Source organism: Sphingobium sp. VMM, from assembly GCF_056790315.1.
On record NZ_JBXGSI010000014.1, the window covers coordinates 77,333 to 98,362 of the forward strand.

General features: G+C 66.2%; 19 protein-coding genes, 1 tRNA gene and 1 riboswitch. Of the genes, 2 read left to right on the forward strand and 18 right to left on the reverse strand.

Translation table 11 applies throughout. From position 1 onward, the window contains the following. Nucleotides 1–156 precede the first annotated feature (156 nt). The 3 genes from fdhD to ACUCV3_RS17915 all read right to left on the reverse strand — a co-directional run bounded on the left by fdhD (nucleotide 157) and on the right by ACUCV3_RS17915 (nucleotide 3,495). Nucleotides 157–1,008 (reverse strand): formate dehydrogenase accessory sulfurtransferase FdhD, encoded by an 852-nt coding sequence (gene fdhD, locus ACUCV3_RS17905; protein WP_278983570.1) that lies wholly within the window; start codon nucleotides 1,006–1,008, stop codon nucleotides 157–159. Then, nucleotides 1,005–3,272, reverse strand: coding sequence for an FdhF/YdeP family oxidoreductase (locus ACUCV3_RS17910; protein ID WP_279730665.1), 2,268 nt, complete (start codon nucleotides 3,270–3,272; stop codon nucleotides 1,005–1,007). The genes fdhD and ACUCV3_RS17910 overlap by 4 nt, the downstream gene beginning before the upstream one ends. A gap of 136 nt (nucleotides 3,273–3,408) precedes the next feature. Continuing rightward, nucleotides 3,409–3,495: transfer RNA gene (locus ACUCV3_RS17915), tRNA-Leu, on the reverse strand. Nucleotides 3,496–3,635: 140 nt separating this feature from the next. Between ACUCV3_RS17915 and ACUCV3_RS17920 the strand changes: the two genes are divergently transcribed. Next, nucleotides 3,636–4,151: a hypothetical protein gene (locus tag ACUCV3_RS17920; RefSeq protein WP_279776295.1), complete on the forward strand. Its 516-nt coding sequence runs from the start codon at nucleotides 3,636–3,638 to the stop codon at nucleotides 4,149–4,151. On the opposite strand, the gene gltB is transcribed toward ACUCV3_RS17920, so the two are convergent. The 6 genes from gltB to ACUCV3_RS17950 form a co-directional block, all read right to left on the reverse strand. Further along, entirely contained in the window at nucleotides 4,152–8,687 is a 4,536-nt protein-coding gene (gene gltB, locus ACUCV3_RS17925) for a glutamate synthase large subunit (RefSeq protein ID WP_279730933.1), read from the reverse strand. Between the two features lie 85 nt (nucleotides 8,688–8,772). Next, a complete protein-coding gene (locus ACUCV3_RS17930; RefSeq protein ID WP_279730931.1) occupies nucleotides 8,773–9,492 on the reverse strand; it encodes a DUF2059 domain-containing protein in 720 nt (239 codons plus the stop codon). Further along, complete coding sequence (locus ACUCV3_RS17935; RefSeq protein ID WP_482240944.1) at nucleotides 9,492–10,943, reverse strand: NAD(P)-dependent oxidoreductase; 1,452 nt, start codon at nucleotides 10,941–10,943, stop codon at nucleotides 9,492–9,494. The genes ACUCV3_RS17930 and ACUCV3_RS17935 overlap by 1 nt, the downstream gene beginning before the upstream one ends. Nucleotides 10,944–11,108: 165 nt before the next feature. Continuing rightward, nucleotides 11,109–11,918, reverse strand: coding sequence for an undecaprenyl-diphosphate phosphatase (locus tag ACUCV3_RS17940; RefSeq protein WP_279730929.1), 810 nt, complete (start codon nucleotides 11,916–11,918; stop codon nucleotides 11,109–11,111). Between the two features lie 183 nt (nucleotides 11,919–12,101). After that, nucleotides 12,102–13,031 carry a complex I NDUFA9 subunit family protein gene (locus ACUCV3_RS17945; protein WP_279730927.1) on the reverse strand — a complete coding sequence of 310 codons (930 nt, stop codon included), beginning with the start codon at nucleotides 13,029–13,031 and terminating at the stop codon, nucleotides 12,102–12,104. Nucleotides 13,032–13,193: 162 nt separating this feature from the next. Continuing rightward, the gene (locus tag ACUCV3_RS17950) at nucleotides 13,194–13,772 is read right to left on the reverse strand and encodes a TMEM165/GDT1 family protein (RefSeq protein ID WP_010336962.1); all 579 of its coding nucleotides are present in this window, start codon (nucleotides 13,770–13,772) and stop codon (nucleotides 13,194–13,196) included. 93 nt (nucleotides 13,773–13,865) lie between these two features. Beyond that, a riboswitch (yybP-ykoY riboswitch) is annotated at nucleotides 13,866–13,974 on the reverse strand. Between the two features lie 34 nt (nucleotides 13,975–14,008). Between ACUCV3_RS17950 and ACUCV3_RS17955 the strand changes: the two genes are divergently transcribed. Then, nucleotides 14,009–14,425, forward strand: coding sequence for a DUF1801 domain-containing protein (locus ACUCV3_RS17955; protein ID WP_279730926.1), 417 nt, complete (start codon nucleotides 14,009–14,011; stop codon nucleotides 14,423–14,425). A gap of 198 nt (nucleotides 14,426–14,623) precedes the next feature. On the opposite strand, the gene ACUCV3_RS17960 is transcribed toward ACUCV3_RS17955, so the two are convergent. From ACUCV3_RS17960 to rsfS, 9 genes are all read right to left on the reverse strand, one after another. Continuing rightward, nucleotides 14,624–15,025, reverse strand: coding sequence for a hypothetical protein (locus tag ACUCV3_RS17960; RefSeq protein ID WP_017501498.1), 402 nt, complete (start codon nucleotides 15,023–15,025; stop codon nucleotides 14,624–14,626). A gap of 97 nt (nucleotides 15,026–15,122) precedes the next feature. Beyond that, entirely contained in the window at nucleotides 15,123–15,683 is a 561-nt protein-coding gene (locus tag ACUCV3_RS17965; RefSeq protein WP_278983557.1) for a hypothetical protein, read from the reverse strand. A gap of 15 nt (nucleotides 15,684–15,698) precedes the next feature. Further along, nucleotides 15,699–16,253 (reverse strand): demethoxyubiquinone hydroxylase family protein, encoded by a 555-nt coding sequence (locus ACUCV3_RS17970; protein ID WP_482240945.1) that lies wholly within the window; start codon nucleotides 16,251–16,253, stop codon nucleotides 15,699–15,701. Next, nucleotides 16,250–16,744, reverse strand: coding sequence for a disulfide bond formation protein B (locus ACUCV3_RS17975; RefSeq protein WP_010336967.1), 495 nt, complete (start codon nucleotides 16,742–16,744; stop codon nucleotides 16,250–16,252). The genes ACUCV3_RS17970 and ACUCV3_RS17975 overlap by 4 nt, the downstream gene beginning before the upstream one ends. A gap of 73 nt (nucleotides 16,745–16,817) precedes the next feature. Further along, entirely contained in the window at nucleotides 16,818–18,173 is a 1,356-nt protein-coding gene (locus tag ACUCV3_RS17980) for a S41 family peptidase (RefSeq protein ID WP_004209836.1), read from the reverse strand. A gap of 103 nt (nucleotides 18,174–18,276) precedes the next feature. Continuing rightward, nucleotides 18,277–18,732 (reverse strand): hypothetical protein, encoded by a 456-nt coding sequence (locus ACUCV3_RS17985; RefSeq protein ID WP_279730922.1) that lies wholly within the window; start codon nucleotides 18,730–18,732, stop codon nucleotides 18,277–18,279. A gap of 119 nt (nucleotides 18,733–18,851) precedes the next feature. Further along, entirely contained in the window at nucleotides 18,852–20,102 is a 1,251-nt protein-coding gene (locus ACUCV3_RS17990; protein WP_482240946.1) for a murein hydrolase activator EnvC family protein, read from the reverse strand. 57 nt (nucleotides 20,103–20,159) lie between these two features. After that, nucleotides 20,160–20,582 (reverse strand): 23S rRNA (pseudouridine(1915)-N(3))-methyltransferase RlmH, encoded by a 423-nt coding sequence (locus tag ACUCV3_RS17995; RefSeq protein ID WP_004209840.1) that lies wholly within the window; start codon nucleotides 20,580–20,582, stop codon nucleotides 20,160–20,162. A 53-nt stretch (nucleotides 20,583–20,635) separates the two neighbouring features. After that, on the reverse strand, nucleotides 20,636–21,025 hold the full coding sequence (rsfS, locus tag ACUCV3_RS18000) for a ribosome silencing factor (RefSeq protein ID WP_004209841.1): 390 nt from the start codon (nucleotides 21,023–21,025) through the stop codon (nucleotides 20,636–20,638). Nucleotides 21,026–21,030: the final 5 nt, after the last annotated feature.

The window sequence follows — 21,030 nt, forward strand, 5'->3', positions numbered from 1 at the left end:
CTGTTGGGGGGAACACGAAGCTGGCGTCGTCGCCCGAGCATCGTGCGCTTTAGCTGTTGGTGACGCGGAGCAAGCTGCATCCCGATCAAAAGCCGCGGGTCCGATGCCGATGTCGTCATCCGGGCGGGGACCAGTCCGCTCCGTTTCAGGCAATCTCTACTTATAAGATAGAGTGTCTGGCTCAACCAAGTTTTGCTTGGCCGTGCCCAAATTGCGCTGTGCCGGTCCGTCCGCCCGTTCGAGCATGGCGTCGCGCCGGGCGAGGGTGATGAGGCGCAGGCCCGATTCTGCGGCGCGATCGAGTGCGAGGCTGGTGGGGGCGGAGAGGGTGACGAGCAGCGGGCAGGCGGCGAGCGCGGCCTTTTCCACCAGTTCATAGGAGCAGCGCGAGGAGAGGAGGGCGAAGCCGCCATCCCAGCCAAGGCCGGCGCGGGCCATGGCGCCGATCAGCTTGTCGAAGGCGTTGTGACGGCCGACATCCTCGCGCGCGAGGCGCAGCGTGCCGTCGGATGCGGCAAGGGCGGCGGCGTGGAGCGCGCCGGTGCGCTGATTGCCCGGCTGACGGGCGTCGAGCGCTTCGAGGGCGCGGAACAGGGCATCGTCGCTGGCCTGAGTGACGGCGGTGACGCGCGGCAGCGGGCGCAGCGCCTGTTCCAGATTCTCTATACCGCACAGGCCACAGGAGGATTCGGCGACGCGGTGGCGGACGCGGGCAAGGATGCGGTCATGGCGGTCGGCGATCAGGCGGATGCGCAGTAGCAGGCCCTGGGGCGCTTCATGGATGTCGATGTCGATGATGTCGGCGGCACTATCGATCAGCCGTTCGGACAAAGCGAAGCCGGTGGCGAGATCGTCGAGATCGGCCGGGGTCGCCATCAGCACGGCATAGCCGATGCCATTATATTCGAGCGCGACCGGGCATTCGACCGCGACCGCGCGGGTGACGGACGCGCGGCCGCCGTCCGGGGTGATCCGGGTGAAGCGGACGGGCCGGTCGGCATCGGTCATCGGGCGGCGCGCACCGTGACGGGAATCGACTTGTAGGCGGGGGTGCCGCTGGCCGGATCATAATCGTCGAGCGGGACGAGATTGTTCGCCTCGGGGTAATAAGCCGCGAGCGAACCGCGCGCGATGGCGTGCATGACGATGGTGAAGCCGCGCAGTTCGCGTCCGGCCGGCGTCGTCACATCGACCTTGTCCCCATGGGCCAGGCCCATCTCCGCCAGATCGATCTCGTTCGCGAAGATGATGTCGCGCCGGCCATGGATGCCGCGATAGCGATCATCATAGCTGTAGATGGTCGTATTATACTGGTCATGGCTGCGGATGGTGGTGAGCAGCAGCGGCAGCGCGCCCTCGTCGGGCGCGGCCGGGTGGGTGATGAACTGCGCCTTGCCGCTGGGCGTGTTCCAGATCCGTTCGCTGGGGCCGATGGTCAGGCGGAAACCGCCCGGTTCGCGCACCCGGATGTTGAAGTCGCGGAAGTCGGGATAGACCGCCTCGATCCCGTCGCGGATGCGGTCATAATCGGCGACCATGCCGTCCCAGTCGGTGCGGCTGGCGGGCATGGCGGCCTTGGCCAGACCCGCGACGATCGCCGGTTCGGAGCGGACATGGGGCGAGGGGGGCTTCAGCTTGCCGCGCGAGGCATGGACCATCGACATGCTGTCCTCCACCGTCACCCATTGCGGGCCGGCGGCCTGCAGATCCAGTTCGGTGCGGCCAAGGCAGGGCAGGACCAGTGTCTCGCGCGCGGTCAGCAGGCAGGTGCGGTTGAACTTGGTGAGGATGTTGACCGACAGGTCGAGCCGGCGCACGGCGGCGAAACAGGCGTCGGGATCGGGCATGGCGACGGCGAGATTGCCGCCGAGCGAGATCAGCGCTTTTGATTCGCCAGCGTGCATGGCGGCCAGCGCCTCGACCGCATTATGGCCATGCTTGCGCGGCGACTGGATGGAAAAGGCGGTGTCGAGCCGTTGCAGCATCGCCTCGGTCGGCAGTTCGGTGATGCCGACGGTGCGGTCGCCCTGCACATTGCTATGGCCGCGCAACGGGCAGATGCCGGCACCCGGCTTGCCGAAATTGCCGCGCAGCAGCAGCAGGTTGGCGAGCGCCTGCACATTCTGCGTGCCATGGCGATGCTGGGTGATGCCCATGCCATAGCAGATGATGACCCGGTCGGCCCTGGCATAGACATGGGTCATGCTCTCGATCGCTTCGCGGGTGAGGCCGGACAGGCGCTCGATCCACGGCCATTGGGTGGCCTCGATATCGGCGCGCAGGGCGTCGAAGCCCTCGGTATGCTGGGCGATGAACTCGTGGTCGAGCGTGCCGGGCTGCTGCGCCTCGATCGCCAGCAGCGCCTTCATCATCCCCTTGAGCATCGCCATGTCGCCGCCGATCCGCACCTGATGATAGGCGGACGCGAGTGGGGTGGCGCCAGGCGAGAGCATTTCGGTGGGATGCTGGGGCGACTTGAAGCGTTCCAGCCCGCGTTCGCGCATCGGGTTGGCGACGATGATCGGCACGCCGCGCTTGGAGGCGGCGGCGAGCGTGCTCAGCATGCGGGGATGGTTGGTGCCCGGATTATGGCCGATGCAGAAGATCGCGTCGGCATGGTCGAAATCCTCCAGCGTCACCGTGCCCTTGCCGATGCCGATCGACTTGGGGAGGCCGGTGCTGGTCGCCTCGTGACACATGTTCGAGCAGTCGGGGAAATTGTTGGTGCCGAACTCGCGGGCGAACAACTGATAGAGGAAGGCGGATTCGTTCGACGCGCGGCCCGAGCAGTAGAATTCGGCCTGGTCGGCATGGTCGAGCGCCTGGAGCGCGGCGCCGGCGCGGGCAAAGGCTTCGTCCCAGCTGATCGGCACGAAATGGTCGGTCGCGGCATCATAGCGCAGCGGCTCGGTCAGGCGGCCGGCATCTTCGAGCTTGTGGTCGGTCCAGTTCCACAATTCGCTGACGCTGTGGCGGGCGAAGAAATCGGGATCGACGCGCTTGACCGTCGCTTCCCAGGTGACGGCCTTGGCGCCATTCTCGCAGAATTCGAACGAAGAGGTGTGTTTGGGGTCGGGCCAGGCGCAGCCGGGGCAGTCGAAGCCGTCGGGCTGGTTCATCTGGAGCAGGGCGCGGGTGTCGGGGCTGGCGCGCATCTGTTCCGCGACCGTCTTGGCCACTGCACGCAGGGCGCCCCAGCCGCCGGCCGGGCCGTCATAGCTGGAGACGCCTTCCACCGTGTCGGGGATCAGGTCTTCGGCGGATTTGTCCATGGTCGTCTGTCCCACATCATCGCGGTGCCCCGCGTGGGATATAGGAAAATTCGGCTGGAGAACCAAGGCCGGGCAGGCAGGATGGGGCGTGCCCGCAGGGGGCTGTCATCATCATCTGCAGCTATCGGGAAAGTGATGGTGCGGTCGAGAAGACTCGAACTTCCACGGCCTTTCGGCCACAACGACCTCAACGTTGCGCGTCTACCAATTCCGCCACGACCGCACATCAACAGGGAAACCGGCGGGGCCGGTGCCTTGGTAGGAGGCGGCCCTTAGCAAAGGCTTTTGGGTCATGCAACCAGTGATCGGCATCGACGTTATCTTTGTTTGGCAGAAAGTCGGTTGCGAAAGGGGGCTGGCCCCATGTCGTTGCATTTCTGGGTGGGATCGGGCGGCGCGCTGGTGGCCGCCGCCGTGATGGGCCTGGGCCTTGGCGCCTATGTCACCAGCCCGCAAAAGCCGGTGCGGCCTGCGCTGGAGGCGGAACTGGACAGCGGCGACATGGCGGCGGTGCCGAATTTGCCGGAGGCCGAGCGCGGACCGGCATTCGTGACCTGCACCGGGTGCGGGCCGACCTTGGAGGAACGGCGCATGCAGGCCGACATGGCGGGACTGGATGCCGATGGCATGATCGGCGAATCGCGTGATCCGGCGGTGCGCGACTATCTGGCGGAAGAGGAACAGCCGGTCGAATCGGCGGCGTTGGGGTATCCGCCGCTGCCGCAGCCGACGGTGCGGGTCGATCGCCTGCCGCCGCGGATCGAGCGATTCGCGGCGGGCGAGGCGGAACCGGGACCGGCGCTGAGGCTGGTCGCGGCGACGGCGGCGCCGCCCCCGCCGGTCCCCGCAGAACCGGCAGAGGCGGGCTTGCCGCAGTAATTATTCGGCAGCGACCGGGGTCGATGCGTCGCTCAGCGGATGGGCCAGGCGATTGACCATTTCCTTCGGGCAGACCTGCCAGATATAGCGGCGCCAGCGATCCCAATCTTCCAGGATGGTGTTCGACCATTTGCTGTCGGTCGCGACCGCATGTTCAGCGATCAGCGCCTTCAGCTCGCTTTCCCAATGGGCACTGTCCAGGCGCTGCCAGACGATGCTTTCCGGGTTGGCGCGGCTCGGGAAGCTGCCATCCTCGTCAAGGATGAAGGCCATGCCGCCGGTCATGCCCGCGCCGAAATTGGCGCCGGTCTTGCCCAGGATCACGGCGGTGCCGCCGGTCATATATTCGCAGCCATTGGCGCCGCAGCCTTCGACCACCACCTTCGCGCCCGAATTGCGGACCGCGAAGCGCTCGCCGGCCTGGCCCGCGGCGAACAGCTTGCCGCTGGTCGCGCCGTAGAGGACGGTGTTGCCAAGGATGGTGTTGTCCTTCGACGACAGCGGCGAGGAGACGGTGGTGCGCACCTTGATGATGCCGCCCGAAAGCCCCTTGCCGACATAGTCGTTGGCGTCGCCGAACACTTCGAGGGTGATGCCCTTGCAGAGGAAGGCGCCGAGCGACTGGCCGGCCGAACCGCGCAGGCGCACGGTCAGATGGCCGTCGGCCAGCGTCGACATGCCGAACTTTTCGGTCACGGCGGAGGAGAGGCGGGTGCCGACGGCGCGGTGCGTGTTGCGCACCGTGTAGGTCAGCTGCATCTTCTCGCCGCGCTCGAACACGGCGCGGGCGTCCTTCATCATCTGCGCGTCGAGGCTGTCGGGCACTTCATTGCGCCACTGGGGCAGGCTGAAGCGGCGATGCTCGTCGGGCGCGTCGACCTTGGCCAGGATCGGGTTGAGATCGAGATCGTCGAGATGCTCGGCGCCGCGATTGACCTGCTTCAGCAGTTCGGTGCGGCCGATCACCTCGTCCAGGCTGCGGAAGCCAAGGCGGGCCAGGATCTCGCGCACTTCCTCGGCGATGAAGGTCATCAGGTTGATGACCTTTTCCGGGGTGCCGGTGAACTTCTGGCGCAGCTTCTCATCCTGCACGCAGACGCCCACGGGGCAGGTGTTGCTGTGGCACTGGCGCACCATGATGCAGCCCATGGCGACCAGCGACAGAGTGCCGATGCCGAATTCCTCGGCGCCCAGGATCGCGGCGATGACGATGTCGCGCCCGGTCTTGAGGCCGCCATCGGTGCGCAGCTTCACGCGGTGGCGCAGGCCGTTGAGGGTCAGCACCTGATTGGCTTCCGACAGGCCCATTTCCCAGGGGGTGCCGGCATATTTGATCGAGGTCTGCGGGCTGGCGCCGGTGCCGCCGACATGGCCGGCGACCAGGATGACGTCGGCATGCGCCTTGGCAACGCCGGCCGCGACCGTGCCGATGCCGGCCTGGCTGACCAGCTTGACGCAGACGCGGGCGCGCGGGTTGATCATCTTGCAGTCATAGATGAGCTGCGCGAGATCCTCGATCGAGTAGATGTCATGGTGCGGCGGCGGCGAGATCAGCGTCACGCCGGGCGTCGAGTGACGCAGGCGGGCGATGAATTCGGTCACCTTGAAGCCGGGCAGCTGGCCGCCCTCGCCGGGCTTGGCGCCCTGTGCGACCTTGATCTCGATTTCCTCGGCCGACCCCAGATATTCGGCATGGACGCCGAAGCGGCCGGACGCGATCTGCTTGATCACCGAGTTGGCATTGTCGCCATTCTCATAGGGCTTGAAGCGCGCGGCATCCTCGCCACCCTCGCCCGACACCGCCTTGGCGCCGATGCGGTTCATGGCGATCGCCAGCGTTTCATGCGCTTCGGGGCTGAGCGCCCCCAGCGACATGCCCGGCGTCACGAAGCGCTTGCGGATCTCGGTGGTCGCTTCGACCTCGTCGATCGGCACCGCCTCGCGGGCGAAGTTGAACTCCATCAGGTCGCGCAGATAGACCGGCGGCAGGTCGCGCACGCCGCGCGAGAATTGCAGATAGGTCGAATAGCTGTCGGTGCCGACGGCGGTCTGCAGCAGGTGCATCAGCTGGGCGGAATAGGCATGGGCCTCGCCGCCGTTGCGCTGGCGATAGAAGCCGCCGATCGGCAGGCGGACGACCGCGCTGTCATAGGCCTTGTCGTGGCGCAGCATCGCCGAATAGTGGAGCGAGGCATAGCCTTCGCCCGAAATCTTCGCCGGCATGCCGGGGAAGAGATCGTTGACCAGGGCGCGCGACAGGCCGACCGCTTCGAAATTATAGCCGCCGCGATAGGAGCTGACGACCGCGATGCCCATCTTGGACATGATCTTGAGCAGACCCTCGTTGATCGCGGTACGCTGACGCTCGAAACACTGGTCGAGGGTCAGGTCGCCGAACAGGCCACGGGCGTGGCGATCGGCGATGCTGGCTTCGGCCAGATAGGCGTTCACCGTGGTTGCGCCCACGCCGATCAGCACCGCGAAATAATGGGTGTCGAGCGCTTCGGCCGACCGCACGTTGATCGACGCATAGCTGCGCAGGCCCTTGCGGACGAGATGGGTGTGGACGGCCGCGGCCGCCAGCACGCCCTGGATCGCGACCCGGTCCTGCCCGGCACGCTCGTCGGTCAGGAACAGTTCGCTGCGTCCTTCGCGCACCGCCTGCTCGGCTTCCTCACGGATGCGGGCGATCGCTGCGCGCAGCTGTTCCTGGCCGCCGGTCGAGGGGAAGGTGCAGTCGATTTCGGCCACGGCCGGGCCGAAATAGGCCTTGAGCCGCGCCCATTCGGCGCTGTTGAGCACCGGCGATTCCAGCACCAGCACATGGCTGTTCTGCGCATCTTCCTCCAGGATGTTGTGGAGGTTGGAGAAGCGCGTCTTGAGGCTCATCACATGCCGTTCGCGCAACGGGTCGATCGGCGGGTTGGTGACCTGGCTGAAATTCTGGCGGAAGAAATGGCTGATGGTGCGCGGCTTGTCGGAGATGACCGCCAGCGGCGTGTCGTCACCCATCGAGCCGATCGCTTCCTTGGCATCCTCCACCATCGGCGCGAGGATCAGCTCCATATCCTCCAGCGTCATGTTGGCCGCGACCTGGCGACGGGTCAGTTCCGCCTTGTCCCATGCCGGCAGGGCGCTGGGGACGTCGGGCAGGTCGGTGATGTCGAGGAAGTCCTTGATCAGGTCGCCATAGGGGCGCTCGCCCGCGATGCGATCCTTTATCGCGCGGTCGTCATAGACTTCGCCTTCCTGCAGATCGATCGCGATCATCTGGCCCGGACCCATGCGACCCTTCTGGACGATGGTGGTTTCGGGCACGACGACCATGCCGGTTTCCGAACCCACGATCAGCAGATTGTCGCCGGTCAGCGTGTAGCGCAGCGGGCGCAGCGCGTTGCGGTCGACGCCGGCCACGACCCAGCGGCCGTCGGTCATCGCGAGCGCGGCCGGGCCGTCCCACGGCTCCATCACGGAGGCGAGATATTCATACATGTCGGCATGCGCCTTGGGCAGCTCGGCGCTTTCCGCCTGCCATGCCTCGGGCACCAGCATCAGCTTGGCCGTGGGCGCATCGCGGCCCGAACGGCAGATCGCCTCGAACACGGCGTCCAGTGCAGCGGTATCCGACGCGCCGGCCGGGATCACCGGCTTGATGTCTTCCGACTGCTCGCCGAAGGCCAGCGACGCCATCTTGATCTCGTGGCTCTTCATCCAGTTCTTGTTGCCGCGGATCGTGTTGATCTCGCCATTATGGGCAAGGGTGCGGAACGGCTGGGCCAGCCACCATTGCGGGAAGGTGTTGGTCGAATAGCGCTGGTGGAAGATGGCGACGCGGCTTTCGAACCGCTCATCCTGCAGGTCCGGATAGAAGACCGACAGCGATTCGGCGAGGAACAGGCCCTTGTAGATGATCGAGCGGCACGACAGCGAGCAGATGTAGAAGTCGCTGATCTGCGCTTCGATCACCTTCTTCTCGATGCGGCGGCGGATCAGGTAGAGATCCTTCTCGAACTCGCCGACGTCGCGTTCCTCCGGCATCGGGCCGGCGATCATGATCTGCTCGATCTCGGGACGGGTGCGCTGCGCCTTCTCGCCGATGACGGAGACGTCGACCGGCACCTGGCGCCAGCCATAGATGGTGTAGCCCGCGTCGATGATCTCGGCCTCGACGATGGTGCGGCAGGTTTCCTGCGCGCTGAGGTCGGTGCGCGGCAGGAAGATCATGCCGACGGCGAGGCGGTTGGGCAGCGGCTTGTGGCCCGAATCGGCGATCGCATCGTCGAAGAAGCGGACCGGCAGGTCGACATGGATGCCGGCGCCATCGCCGGTTTTGCCATCGGCGTCGACCGCGCCGCGGTGCCACACGGCTTTCAGCGCATCGATCGCGGAGGAGACGACGCGGCGGCTGGGCCGGCCGTCGGTGGCGGCGACCAGGCCGACGCCGCAGGCATCGCCCTCCATCTCGGGATGATACATGCCCTCGGCAGCGATGCGTGCGCGCTCTTCGGGGCTGGCCATGAAATTGGTGTCGGTCATGATGACTTACCCTTGCATCTGGCCGTCCCCTTCTTGGGGCACGGCCGCCTTCATTCTGTTGGTGCCGGCGTGCCGGCGTCGATCGTCAGTTTGCCTTTTGCGTGTCCGCCCCGAGCAATGCGGTGAGGCGGTCGCGTTCGGCCTTGGTCAGGTCTTTATAGGTGCGCGGCTTGGGCAGCTTGGCGAGTTCGGCCTGCGAGGATTGCATGATCTCCGGCATGGCCTTCATCATGTCGGGCATGATCTTCTGCATGCGGCCGATATAATGGGGGTCGGTTGCCAGCTGCATGAAGCCCTCGCCGAACTTGGCGCCGGTCGGTGTCTTCAGGAAAGCGGCGATCTGATCCAGCTCGGTCGCATTGTAGCGATAGGCAAATGCCTCCGCCATGCCAGCGCGCATGTCCGGTTCGTAACGGCCCATGAAGCGGCCCATGGCCGGCATCATGGTGTTGACGATCACGTCCATCCGCTTGCGGAAATTGGGATCGAGGATCGCCATCATTTCCTCCATCGTGCCTTCGCCCAGGCCTTCGGCCCGTTCGGGGTCGATGCCGCCGACCTTCAGGAACTCGCGGATGGGCATCTTGGTCATGCTGTCCATCATCGGGCCCATCATCTTCTGCATCATCGGGCCCATCATCTTTTCCATCGTGCCGTCGGGCAGGATGAGGGCCGCGATCGGCTGCGCCTTGGCGAGCAGCGCCGGATCGACCGGCTGCTCGGCGGCTACAGGCGCCACCGGCGTCTGCGCCTGCACGGCGACCGGGGCCGCCAGCAGAAACAGGGACAGGAAGGCGAGGCGCATCAGGCGGCAACCTTCTCGCTGGCGGCGGCGACGGCCTTGGCCTTGAGATATTTGTGCATATGGTCGGTCACGTCGCGGCCATCGCGGATGGCCCAGACCACCAGCGATGCGCCGCGCACGATGTCGCCGGCGGCGAAGACGCCGTCCATGCTGGTCATCATCGTCTTGTGATCGACGCGCAGCGTGCCCCAGCGGGTGACCGACAGGTCGTCGGCGCCGAACAGGCGGGGCAGGTCTTCAGGATCATAGCCCAGCGCCTTGATGACCAGATCGGCTTCCAGCGTATGTTCGCTGCCCGGATCGGGCTCGGGTGCGCGGCGGCCCGATGCGTCGGGCGAACCCAGGCGCATCTTGGTGACCTTGACGCCGGTGACATGCTCCGTGCCCTCGAACGCGATCGGCGCGGTCAGCCAGACGAACTCGACGCCTTCCTCCTCGGCATTGGCGACTTCGCGCTGCGAGCCGGGCATATTGTCGCGGTCGCGGCGATAGAGGCACTTTACCGACTTGGCGCCCTGGCGGATGGCGGTGCGGACGCAGTCCATCGCGGTGTCGCCGCCGCCGATCACGACGACATTCTTGCCGGTGGCAAGCAGGGTGCCATCCTCATGGCCGGGCACGGCATCGCCAAAGCCCGCCTTGTTGGAGGCGGTGAGATAGTCGAGCGCCTTGACCACGCCCGGTGCGCCGACGCCCGGCGCCTTGATGTCGCGGGCCTTGTAGACGCCGGTGGCGATCAGGATCGCGTCATGCTTGGCGCGCAGCTGTTCCATGCTGGCGTCACGGCCGACCTCAAACCCTTCGTGGAAGATGATGCCGCCATCCTTGAGGCGCTGGACGCGGCGCATGACGACATCCTTTTCCAGCTTGAAGCCGGGGATGCCATAAGTCAGCAGGCCGCCGGCGCGGTCATGCCGGTCATAGACATGGACTTCATAGCCCGCGACGCGCAGATATTCGGCGGTGGTGAGGCCGGCGGGGCCGGCACCGATGACGCCGACCGACTGGCCGCGCGTGGCGCCGGGGACGAGCGGTTCGACCCAGCCTTCCTTCCAGGCGGTGTCGGTGATGAACTTTTCCACCGAGCCGATGGTGACCGATCCGTGGCCGGAGAATTCGATCACGCAATTGCCCTCGCACAGACGGTCCTGCGGGCAGATGCGGCCGCAGATTTCCGGCATGGTGCTGGTCAGGTTCGACAGCTCATAGGCTTCGCGCAACCGGCCCTCGGCGGTCAGGCGCAGCCAGTCGGGGATATGATTGTGCAGCGGGCAGTGGGTCGAGCAATAGGGCACGCCGCATTGCGAGCAGCGCGACGCCTGTTCCTCGGCCTTGTCCAGGATGAAGGACTTACTGATTTCCAGAAAGTCCTCGGCGCGCGCATCAGCGCCGCGCTTTTCCGGATAGGCCTGTTCCTTGCCCACGAACTTCAGCATCGGATTTTCAGCCATGGCATTTCCCTGCAACGATTGTTTGCAGTGCGCATAGCAGGAAAACCCGCGGAGTCACGCGGATTCTGGCATTTAGGGCAGTTAAGCTGACCTATTATCTGGCGGTTTGGGAAAAGACTGTCGCGGCGCTTTAATTATCTTTCAAATATTAGGTCCGTATCGGCCTTATCTCAGGCTGAGCCAGGCCAGGGCGCCGATGCCGGCCATGATTCGATACCAGGCAAAGGGGGCGAAGCCATGGCGCGACACCAGCCCGACGAACCATTTGATCACCAGCAGCGCGACGATGAAGGAGACGATGAAGCCGAGTGCGATGCTGTCCCAGCCGACCTGGGCGCTGGTGAGCTGGTCGCCCTTCTTGAGCAGTTCCAGCGTCGAGGCGCCGAGCATGGTCGGGATGGCGAGGAAGAAGCTGAATTCGGCGGCGGTGCGGCGTTCGACGCCCAGGGTCAGCGCGCCCATGATGGTCGCGCCCGAGCGGCTGACGCCCGGCACCATGGCAAGGCACTGGATGAAGCCGATGCCGATGACGCGGACCAGCGGAATGTCGGCGATGCCGTGAAAGCGCTGTTCCCTGATCAGGCGTTCGATCACCAGGATGGCGACGCCGCCGACCACCAGCGCGACGGCGACGACGCGGGGCGAGCCGAGCAGCGTGTCGATATAGTCGTGCAGGGCAAGGCCGATGACGACGGCGGGGATGAAGGCGACCAGCAGGTTGCGCACGAAGCGGATGCTGACCGGGTCGAGGCGGAGCAGGCCCATGGCCACCGCCCAGAAGGTGCGCCAGTAGAGGACGACGACGGCGAGGATCGCGCCGAGCTGGATCATGACGTTGAACATCGCCCAGACCGACGCATCATAGCCGAGCAGCTCGCTCGCCAGAATGAGGTGGCCGGTCGAGGACACGGGGAGAAATTCGGTCAATCCCTCCACGATACCGAGCAGGATGACCGTCAGATAATGCATGTCCATGGGGATGTCGGATCCTCAAGCAGGGGGCGCATAAGCCAAGCCCTCCCCCCGCGAAGGGAGAGGGCCGGGCAATGCCTATATGTCAGGGATGCACCATGCCGCAGTGCAGCGAAAAGGCAAAGCGGCATGGCCACGGCCGGTCGTGGCCGATCATCGGCCCGTCGAGCCGATGGCGGGAATGGATCAGGCCTTCACGCGGCCGGCGAAGCGGCCATGCTTGCGATAGGGGACCATCCAGCGTTCGGCGACGGCGGCCATCGGCGTGGGCGCGACGCCCAGCGCCTCAAGGCCCGGCGCGCCGGGCGCGGCGACATTGTCCTGGCCCAGCATGGCGAGCTGGTCGCGGGTGATCGGGCCGCCGGGCAGCATCGCCAGCAGCGAGGCGAAGGCGCCGGGCACTTCGACCAGCGGCTTGTCGCCCCGGCCGATTGCCTTGGCGACCCAGGCGTTGATTTCCTTCATGCTCATGACCTGCGGGCCGGCGAGTTCGAAGGTCTTGCCGCCAAAGAGGCCGGGCTGCTGCGCCGCGTTGGCGATCGCCTCGGCAACGTCGCCGACATAGACGGGCTGGAATTTGGTGGCGGCGCCGATCACCGGCACGACCGGGCCGCTGCTGGCGACGCCGGCGAAGCGATTGAGGAACTGGTCCTCCTGGCCGAAGATGATCGACGGGCGCACGATGGTCGCGGTCGGAAAGGCGGCCAGCACGGCAGCTTCGCCCGCAGCCTTGGACCGGCCATAGGCCGAGGGGCTGTTGGCGTCGGCGCCGATCGCCGAGACATGGACCAGCGCGGTGACGCCAGCGGCGGCCGCCGCCCTGGCGACATTGGCAGCGCCCTCATGCTGGACGGCGTCGAAATCGCCGCTCAATATGCCGACCAGGTTGATGACGATGTCGCTGCCGTGCAGGGCGCGGGCGACGGTGTCGGGCTTGCGGATATTGGCCGCGACGAACTGGGTCTGGCCCAGATTGCCGAGCGCCTTCACCTTGACCGAATTGGCGAGGTCGCGCTGGGCGATGCGCACGCGCGCGCCGCGTGCCATCAGCGCCTGGGCGACCTGGCGCCCGAGAAAACCGCCGCCGCCGAAGATGGTTACCAGATTGTCCTTCATCACGCGCGTCCCATGCTGTTCGAAAAGGGGAAAGTTCGTGCCGTTTCCCTTGCAACTTCCGCCGCCCGCTGACAACCGCCCGCCGGCGGCGGCGTTCCCTTTTCTGGAGCGTTTTCTAATCGGGTGGCATCACCCGACGCTTGCGAAAACGCGACCAGCCAATCAGCCGATCCAGCCCTGCAGCCCGGCGATCATCCACAGGCCCAGCAGCAGGAAGAGCAGGGCCGCGCCGACCTGCAGCGCGCGCATCGGCACGCGCTTGGCCAGTGCTTCGCCGAACAGCACGGCCGGGACATTGGCCAGCATCATGCCGCAGGTGGTGCCGGCGGTGACGGCGAGCAGATTGTCGAACTGGGCGCCCAGCGCCACGGTCGCGACCTGCGTCTTGTCGCCCATCTCGACCAGGAAGAAGGCGACGAGCGTGGTCACGAACACGCCGGCCTTGGACGGGGCCTTCAGCGGCGCATCCTCATCGATCTTGTCGGGCACCAGCGTCCAGAGTGCCATGGCGATGAAGCTGCCCGCCACGGCATAGCGGAACCAGGGCTGGGTCAGCACCCCGGCGATCGAATGGCCGACCAGCGCGGCGAGGAAATGATTGGCGATGGTCGCGACGAAGATGCCCAGGATGATCGGCACCGGCTTGCGAAAGCGGGTGGCGAGCAGCATGGCCAGCAACTGCGTCTTGTCGCCCATTTCGGCAAGCGCGACGAGGGCGGTGGAGGTGAGGAAGGCTTCCATGAAGAACGTCCGGGCCGGGCTCTGACAAAAGACACAATGCCACCGCCTTCCCCGCCCGGCCGGACTGGGAAGCCGATGCCATTGGTCTCGCCCGATGCGGCTGATACCGCATCCCATATGCCATGGCCTCTCGGCCAAATATGTTGACATATGGCCCGTCCCTTTCGGCGGAACGGCTGGCTACTCCCCAGATGACGCGCTAGCCTGTAGTCGGACAGGCCGCGAAAGGCAAGCCGATGGCGACGGGTGAGAACAAGACCATGGAGACGATGGCGGATGTCGCCGCCTATCTCGACACGGTCGAACCGGCCGAGCGGCAGGCCGATGGTCGGATCGTCGCGGCGTTGATGGCGCGGCTGTCGGGCGAGCCGCCACGGCTGTGGGGGCCGAGCATCATCGGCTTTGGCCGCTATCATTATCGCTATGACAGCGGGCGTGAGGGCGACATGTGCCGGATCGGCTTTGCGCCGCGCAAGGCGGAGCTGGTCTTCTATCTCGCCGGTCTCGACGACGCCGATTTCATGGCATTGGGCAAGCATCGGCGCGGCAAGGGCTGCCTCTATGTCAAGCGGCTGGCCGATATCGACATGGGAGCGCTGGAGGCGCTGATCGCGCAGAGCCTGGCGCATATGGACGGGCTGTATCCGCGCTAGGGCGTGTGTTGATACATTAGCTCTGTTGGTGATCATCGCCTGTGTCACCCATCGCCGTCACCCTGAACTTGTTTCAGGGTCTATCCTTCCCAACAGGTCCACCGGTCCTGGGGCCTGATGGATGCTGAAACAGGTTCAGCATGACGCCAGAAAGAATGGCGAGGCTCTATCCATTCAGGCCCGCTCGCCTGAAGCGGCTCAGGGCGTGCTGCTGCTGCTCTGCTGCATCCGCCGTTCGGCGAACCATTGCTGCAGCATCTGGGCGGTGCAGCCGGTGAAGCCGTTGCTGCCGATGGCCGAGCAGCTGTTGGGCAGGATCTGGCGCTGGGTCTGTTCCATCGTCGCGACCTGGCTGCCCCAGCCGGGGCCACCCACTTCTTCGGGCTTCTCTCGCAGCTTCTTGGGGATGCGATAGCGTTCGGATTCGGGCTTGCGGGCGCAGACCACGATTTCCTCGCCCTCGCCCGTCGGGCAGGGATCATCGCCATAGACGATGAGGTTGAAGATCTTTTGCGGCGGATCATCCTGGGCGACGGCCGGCGCGGCGGGCAGGGCCAGCGCGGCCAGGCCGGCGATCAGCAGGGGGCGGGGGAGACGCATCATCAATTCCTTCATTCGCCCCGGTTGCACCCCGTTCGTCCCGCGCTGCACTGGCGCGGGATCGATATGAACAGACGCCGCAGGACGCCCCATGCCGTCACGGCCGGGGCGGGACTTCCTGTTCCTGCGCCTTCTTGGCATCGGCGTCGGCCTTTTCCTCGGCCAGAACGCGCTTTTCGATCGCTTCGCTGTCGGCGTCGATGGTCGACAGGCGCCTGGCGCGCTCGGCTTCGACCAGATCCTTCCAGCTGGCATTGTCGGCCTGCTGCCGTTCCGCCTTGGCGAGGCGCGACAGCTTGGCGAAGCAGCCGGTGGCGCCGCCGCCGCCGACCGGCGAGCAGCTTTCGGTGCCGTCGCGGCCGACATATTCCATCGACTTCACCCGCTCGCCCCAGGCCTGGTTGCTGGGCTTGTTGGGGTCGCCGCGCAGCGGCTCGGGAATGCGGTAGCGTTCCTCCTCGCCCTTGCGCGCGCACACGACGATGCCGTCGCCCTGGCTCTGCGGACAGGCATCATCGCCATAGACGATGACCAGATTGACCTTTTCGGAGCCGGTGCTGGTGGCGGCCGTGGGGGCGCTGTCCTGCTGCGCAAGCGCGGAGGCGGCGGTGCCCAGCATCAGGCCGGCGGCCAGAGCGATCAACGGGGTCTTCATCATCGGTCCGTCCCTTGTTCAGATGCGCTTCGACAGCGCGATGGCGGCGCGGCAACCCAGGCGGATCGCGCCGGACAGCAGCGGATAGGCCGGGGCCTGTTCCGCGCCATGGGCGATGGCGGCGTCGCGATGCTCGACCTCCTCCGCCTGGAAATCCTTGATCAGGGCAGAGAGTTCCGGATCATCCTCGCCCAGTTGCTGCAACTGTTCCTCATAATGAAGGTCGATCTCTGTCTCGATCGCGGCGGTGCAGGCCATTGCGGCCTTCGGCCCCATCGCGGCGGTCACGGCGCCCAGGGCGAAGCCGGCGACATTCCAGATCGGATGGATCGCGGTCGGGCGCACGCCGCGCCTGGCGATCAGCGCGTCGAAGGCGGCGCGATGGCGTTCCTCCTGCGCGGCCATGCCGGCGATCAGCCGGCCATAGGGATGGCGATCGCCCATCACCGCAAGCTGCCCGGCATAGATGCGCACCGCGCCGAATTCGCCGGCCTGATCGACGCGCACCATGGAGGCGCGATCGACCTTGTTCGTGCGACGGCCCGGCCGGGGGAAATCCTTGGTGGCGCTCATGCCTTCCTCGCTTTCAGCAGCAGGGCCAAGATGGCGAGCGCGGCCGCGCCCGACAAGAGGCCGTTATAGCCTGCCAGCGAAATGCCGAAGAGGCTCCAGGGCGCGACATCGCAGCGGGTGATCGGCGTTGCCATGATCTGGCTCAAAATATCGGCGCTGCTGCCGCCGGTCGGCGTGGTCGAGCAGGCGGTCAGCCCTTCCCACCAGCCATATTCGACCCCGGCATGGAACAGGCCGATGGCGCCGCTGATGCCAATGGCGATGCCGGCGAAACCGGCGAACAGGCCGCTCATGCAGGCGCGGCCGCGCAGGGCATAGGCGACCAGCGCCAGCGGGATCGCGGCCATATGGGGATAACGCTGCCACCAGCACATTTCGCACGGATGCAGCCCGCCCAGATATTGGGAGGCATAGGCCGTGCCCAGCGCGATCACGGGCACGAGCAGGGCAAGCAGGCGGGCGCGGCCCAGGGCGGGGGACAAGCTGTTCATATCGCCCGCTTAAACCCTTGTCCGCCTTTCGTCATGCTGAACTTGCCCGTCCGGTCATCCGAACGGGCACGACTCATTTCGCGCCGGGCTTGCGCGCAGCGGCCTGCTGCGCCTGGGCGATGGTGGCGCCTGGCGTGCCGGCGAGGCGGGAAATGGTCTTGAGCGCATAATCGAGCTGGAAGTCCTCGATCCCCTTCTTCTTCAGCTCCTCGGCCGTCTGGGCGAAGCGCGGATCTTCCTTGCTATCCTCTTCCAGCGCGGCGTCGTCGGTCTTGATCTCGTTGATCAGGTGGCGGCGCAGGTCGCTTTCGCGGAACTTGGGGCGATCCTTGTAATCCGGGTCGCTGAGCTGCGGCACCTTGATGTCTGGCTGGATGCCGCCTTCCTGCACGCTGCGCCCCGACGGGGTGAAGTAGCGCGCGGTGGTGAGCTTGAGCGCGGTGGTGTTCGACAGCGGCAGCATTGTCTGAACCGAGCCCTTGCCGAAGCTGCGTTCGCCCATGATGAGCGCGCGATGCTGGTCCTGCAGCGCGCCGGCGACGATTTCGGAGGCCGAGGCGGAGCCCGCATCGACCAGCACGATTACTGGCAGACCCTTCGCGTCGTCGCCGGGCTTGGCATAATAGCGTTCGACATCGCCCTTGTTGCGGCCGCGCTGCGACACGATCTCGCCGCGTTCCAGGAAGACGTCGCTGGTCGATACCGCTTCGTCCAGCAGGCCGCCGGGGTTGGAGCGCAGGTCGAGGATATAGCCGGTCGGCTTGTGGCCCAGGCTCTTGTCGATGCTGCGGATCGCCGAGCGGACATCGGCGCCGGTATTGGCCGAGAAGCTGACGATGTTGATGACGCCGATATTGTTCTTCACTTCCCACTTCACCGGCTTGATCTCGATGATCTCGCGGGTGAGGGTCAGGTCGATCGGCTTGTCGCGGCCGGTGCGCACGATGGTCAGCTTGATGCTGGTGCCCGGTGCGCCGCGCATCTTGTCCACCGCCTCGTCCAGCGTGCCGCCATAGATGAGCTGGCCGTCAATATGGGTGATATAGTCGCCCGCCTTGATCCCGGCGCGCCAGGCCGGCGTGTCCTGGGTCGGGGCGATCACCTTGACCGCGCCATCCTCCTGCGTGACCGACAGGCCAAGGCCGCCATAGCTGCCCTCGGTCTGGGTGCGCAGATTCTGGAAATCGCGCGCGTCGAGGAAGCTGCTGTGCGGATCGAGGCTGGCGAGCATGCCGTCGATCGCGCCCTTGATCAGCTTCTCGTCGTCGACCTTCTCGACATAGTCGCTGCGGACCTTCTGGAAGACGTCCATGAATTCGTCGAGCGCCTTGTAGCTCGATGCCTCGCCATCGGCGAGCGCCGCGGTGGTGGCGGGGATGAGCGCAAGCGCGCCGAGCGCGACCGCGCCCTGCAGGAAGGTGGATTTCATGGCTGTCCTTGGAGTCCGCATCGAGGGATCGATATACGTCGATTCGCTATCCAACGCAAAAGCGCGCTTCGACCAATGTTGCTTGGCGTCGATGAGCGTGGGGTTAATGGGTTTGATTTCCCCCTTGTCGGGCTAGGCCGCTGATCATGAGGCTGATCTTGGACTCCAGCCGTTGCCGCGCCGCATGTATCATTTTGCAACGTTCGATGGCTTCGTTTTCGTCGAGCACCAGCGTCTCGCGCAAGGCTTTGCCGCCTCGCAATATCTGCAAGCGCAATGTGACGTGCCATCGGCCCTTGTGATCGACGGTGACGGTCTGCGTGCCATGGCACAAGGTCGCGCGCAGCGTTTCAAAGGCGATGAACTCTTCCAGGGCCTTGGCTAGTGCCTTGCCTTCAACGGCAAATGGGCCGTCGGTGCCGATGGCCTTGGCCAGTGCGGCAAATCGCTGGCCCACAAGATGGGGCAGATTGATGTTCTTGCCCTTGGTCGGGACATTGGAAAGCTGGATCAACGCCTCGGTCACGGCGGCCTCGGCGCGAGCAAACTCTTCGATCATTCGTCCCCGCCAAGCACTGGCGCTCTGCCACAGATCGGGCCAGATCTCATGTGCGGGCAAGGGCAAGGGCGTATGAGCGTTCACCCAAGCAGGCGTAAGCGGCAAGTCTTGCGATTGCGTTAGCCCAGTCCCACCAGCGGCACGATGTCCACCGGACGGCCGTTGCGGCGCAGTTCGACGGTGACGGTGGGGCGGCCCTGGGCGGCGGTGAGGCCGACCGGGTCGCCCTGACGCACACTCTCGCCGACCTGAGCGGTGACACGGTGCAGGCCGGTGATGAGGGTGGTCCAGCCCTGGCCATGGTCGATGATGAGGATCTGGCCGTAGCCGCGATAGGGGCCGGCAAAGGCGATGCGGCCGGCGGTCGGCGCGACTGCTTGGGCGCCGGCCTGGGTCACCAGGGTCAGGCCGCGCGATCGCACGCCGCCGTCATTCACCTCGCCCATGCCGGTGACGAGCTGGCCGACGACCGGCAGGCGATAGGGCGGCGGGCCGCTGTCCAGCGTCTCGCGGTCGGGGGCAGGGGCGCCGGCCCGGTCGGGGCGGGCGGGCCGCAGCACCGGACCGGACAGTTGCGCCAGGCGATCGCGCAGGTCGCTCGCCACCTCCAGCTGGTCCATCAGGTCGACAATGTCACGCGCCTTCTCGCCCAGCGCCAGCGCGCGTTCGCTCTCCAGCCCGGCATTGGCGCGATAGTCGCGGGCGGCGACGCGCTTTTGCGTTTCGAGCTGGCGCAGGGCGGCCTGGCGATCGGTGAGGTCGCGGCGGCTCTTTGTCAGGGCGTCGGCGGCCTGCTGCGCGGTGGCGCGGATCGCGCGGCTGCGGTCCAGTTCGGCGCGCAGGCCCGCTGTGCGCTGCTCGATCACCGGCAGCACCTGTCCCAGCACCGCGCGCATATGGACGGCGTCGCTGATCGATCCGGGCTGGACGAGGGCAAGGGCGAGCGGGCGGCGGCTCATCATCTGCAGCGCGGCGGTCAGGCGCACCACCGGTTCCTGCCGGGCGGCGAGGCGCGCGGCCTGGGCGCGCTGCATTCGGGCGATGATGGCGATGCGGGCCTGGGCGGCCTGGACATCGGCCTCGGCCTGCTGGATGCGGGCGGCCATGGCGGCGGCGCGGCGGCCGGCCTGTTCGGCCTCGTCACGGGCCATGCCGGCCTGCCGCTCCTGCCGGACCGAACGGTCGGCGGCCTCCACCGACTGGCGGCGGGCGTCGCGCAGCGCCTTTTGTTCCTGTGCCAGCGTGGTGCCGGCGGTGCCGGGCAGGATGATCGCGGCATCGTTCGCGGCGGGCAGGCGTGTGGCGACAAGGGCCACGATGCCCGCCAGTGCGATGCCCGTGATGCTGTTGCTGATGATGCTGCGCTTCAACCGCTTGTCCCGCCCGATAGGGCTTTGACTAGGCGCAAGCCGCGGGCATGTCGAGCCTCAGCCTTCGCGATGATAGGGGTGGTTGGCGAGGATCGAGCAGGCGCGCCACAGCTGTTCGGCGAGCATGGCGCGGGCGATCATGTGCGGCCAGGTCATGGCGCCAAAGGCGATCAGCAGATCGGCATTGGTCCGTTCGGCATCGTCGAAGCCGTCGGCCGCGCCGATCAGGAAGCGGATCTCGCGCGTGCCGGTGTCACGCCAGCCCTCGATCCGCCTGGCAAAGTCCATCGAGGAAAGCTGCTTGCCCTTTTCGTCGAGCATGACCGTCACCGTGCCGGGACCGACGGGCGGCAGCTTGCCGCCCCGGTCGGGCATTTCGGTGATCTTGTGCGGCATGGTCAGCCGCTTGACATAGCGGTCGACCAGATCGGCTTCGGGCGAGCGCCCGATCTTGCCGCGCGCGATGATGTGGAGGAGCATGGCTCCCCCCTAGCCTGTCATCGCGCCCATGTCGAAGGGCGCGACGGCAAGGATCAAGCGTTGCCCGCGACCGGTGCGTCGACGAAGCCCCACATCCGTTCCAGATTGTAGAAGCTGCGCACTTCCGGCTTGAACAGATGGACGATCACGTCGCCGGCATCGATCAGCACCCAGTCGGCGACTGGCAGGCCTTCGACCCGCGCGGAGCGGCCGGTGGCCTTCTTGATCCGTTCGGCCAGATGCTGGGCGATCGCCGCGACCTGACGCGACGAACGGCCGCTCGCAATCACCATATGATCGGCGATGCTGCTCTTGCCTTCGAGGGGGATGGAGATGGTTTCCTGCGCCTGGTCGTCGTCGAGCGACTGCATGACAAGGGCGTGCAGGGCGGCCACGCTATCGGCGGCGGGCGCCGTATCGTTGGCAGGGGCGAGGTTAGTCAATTAAA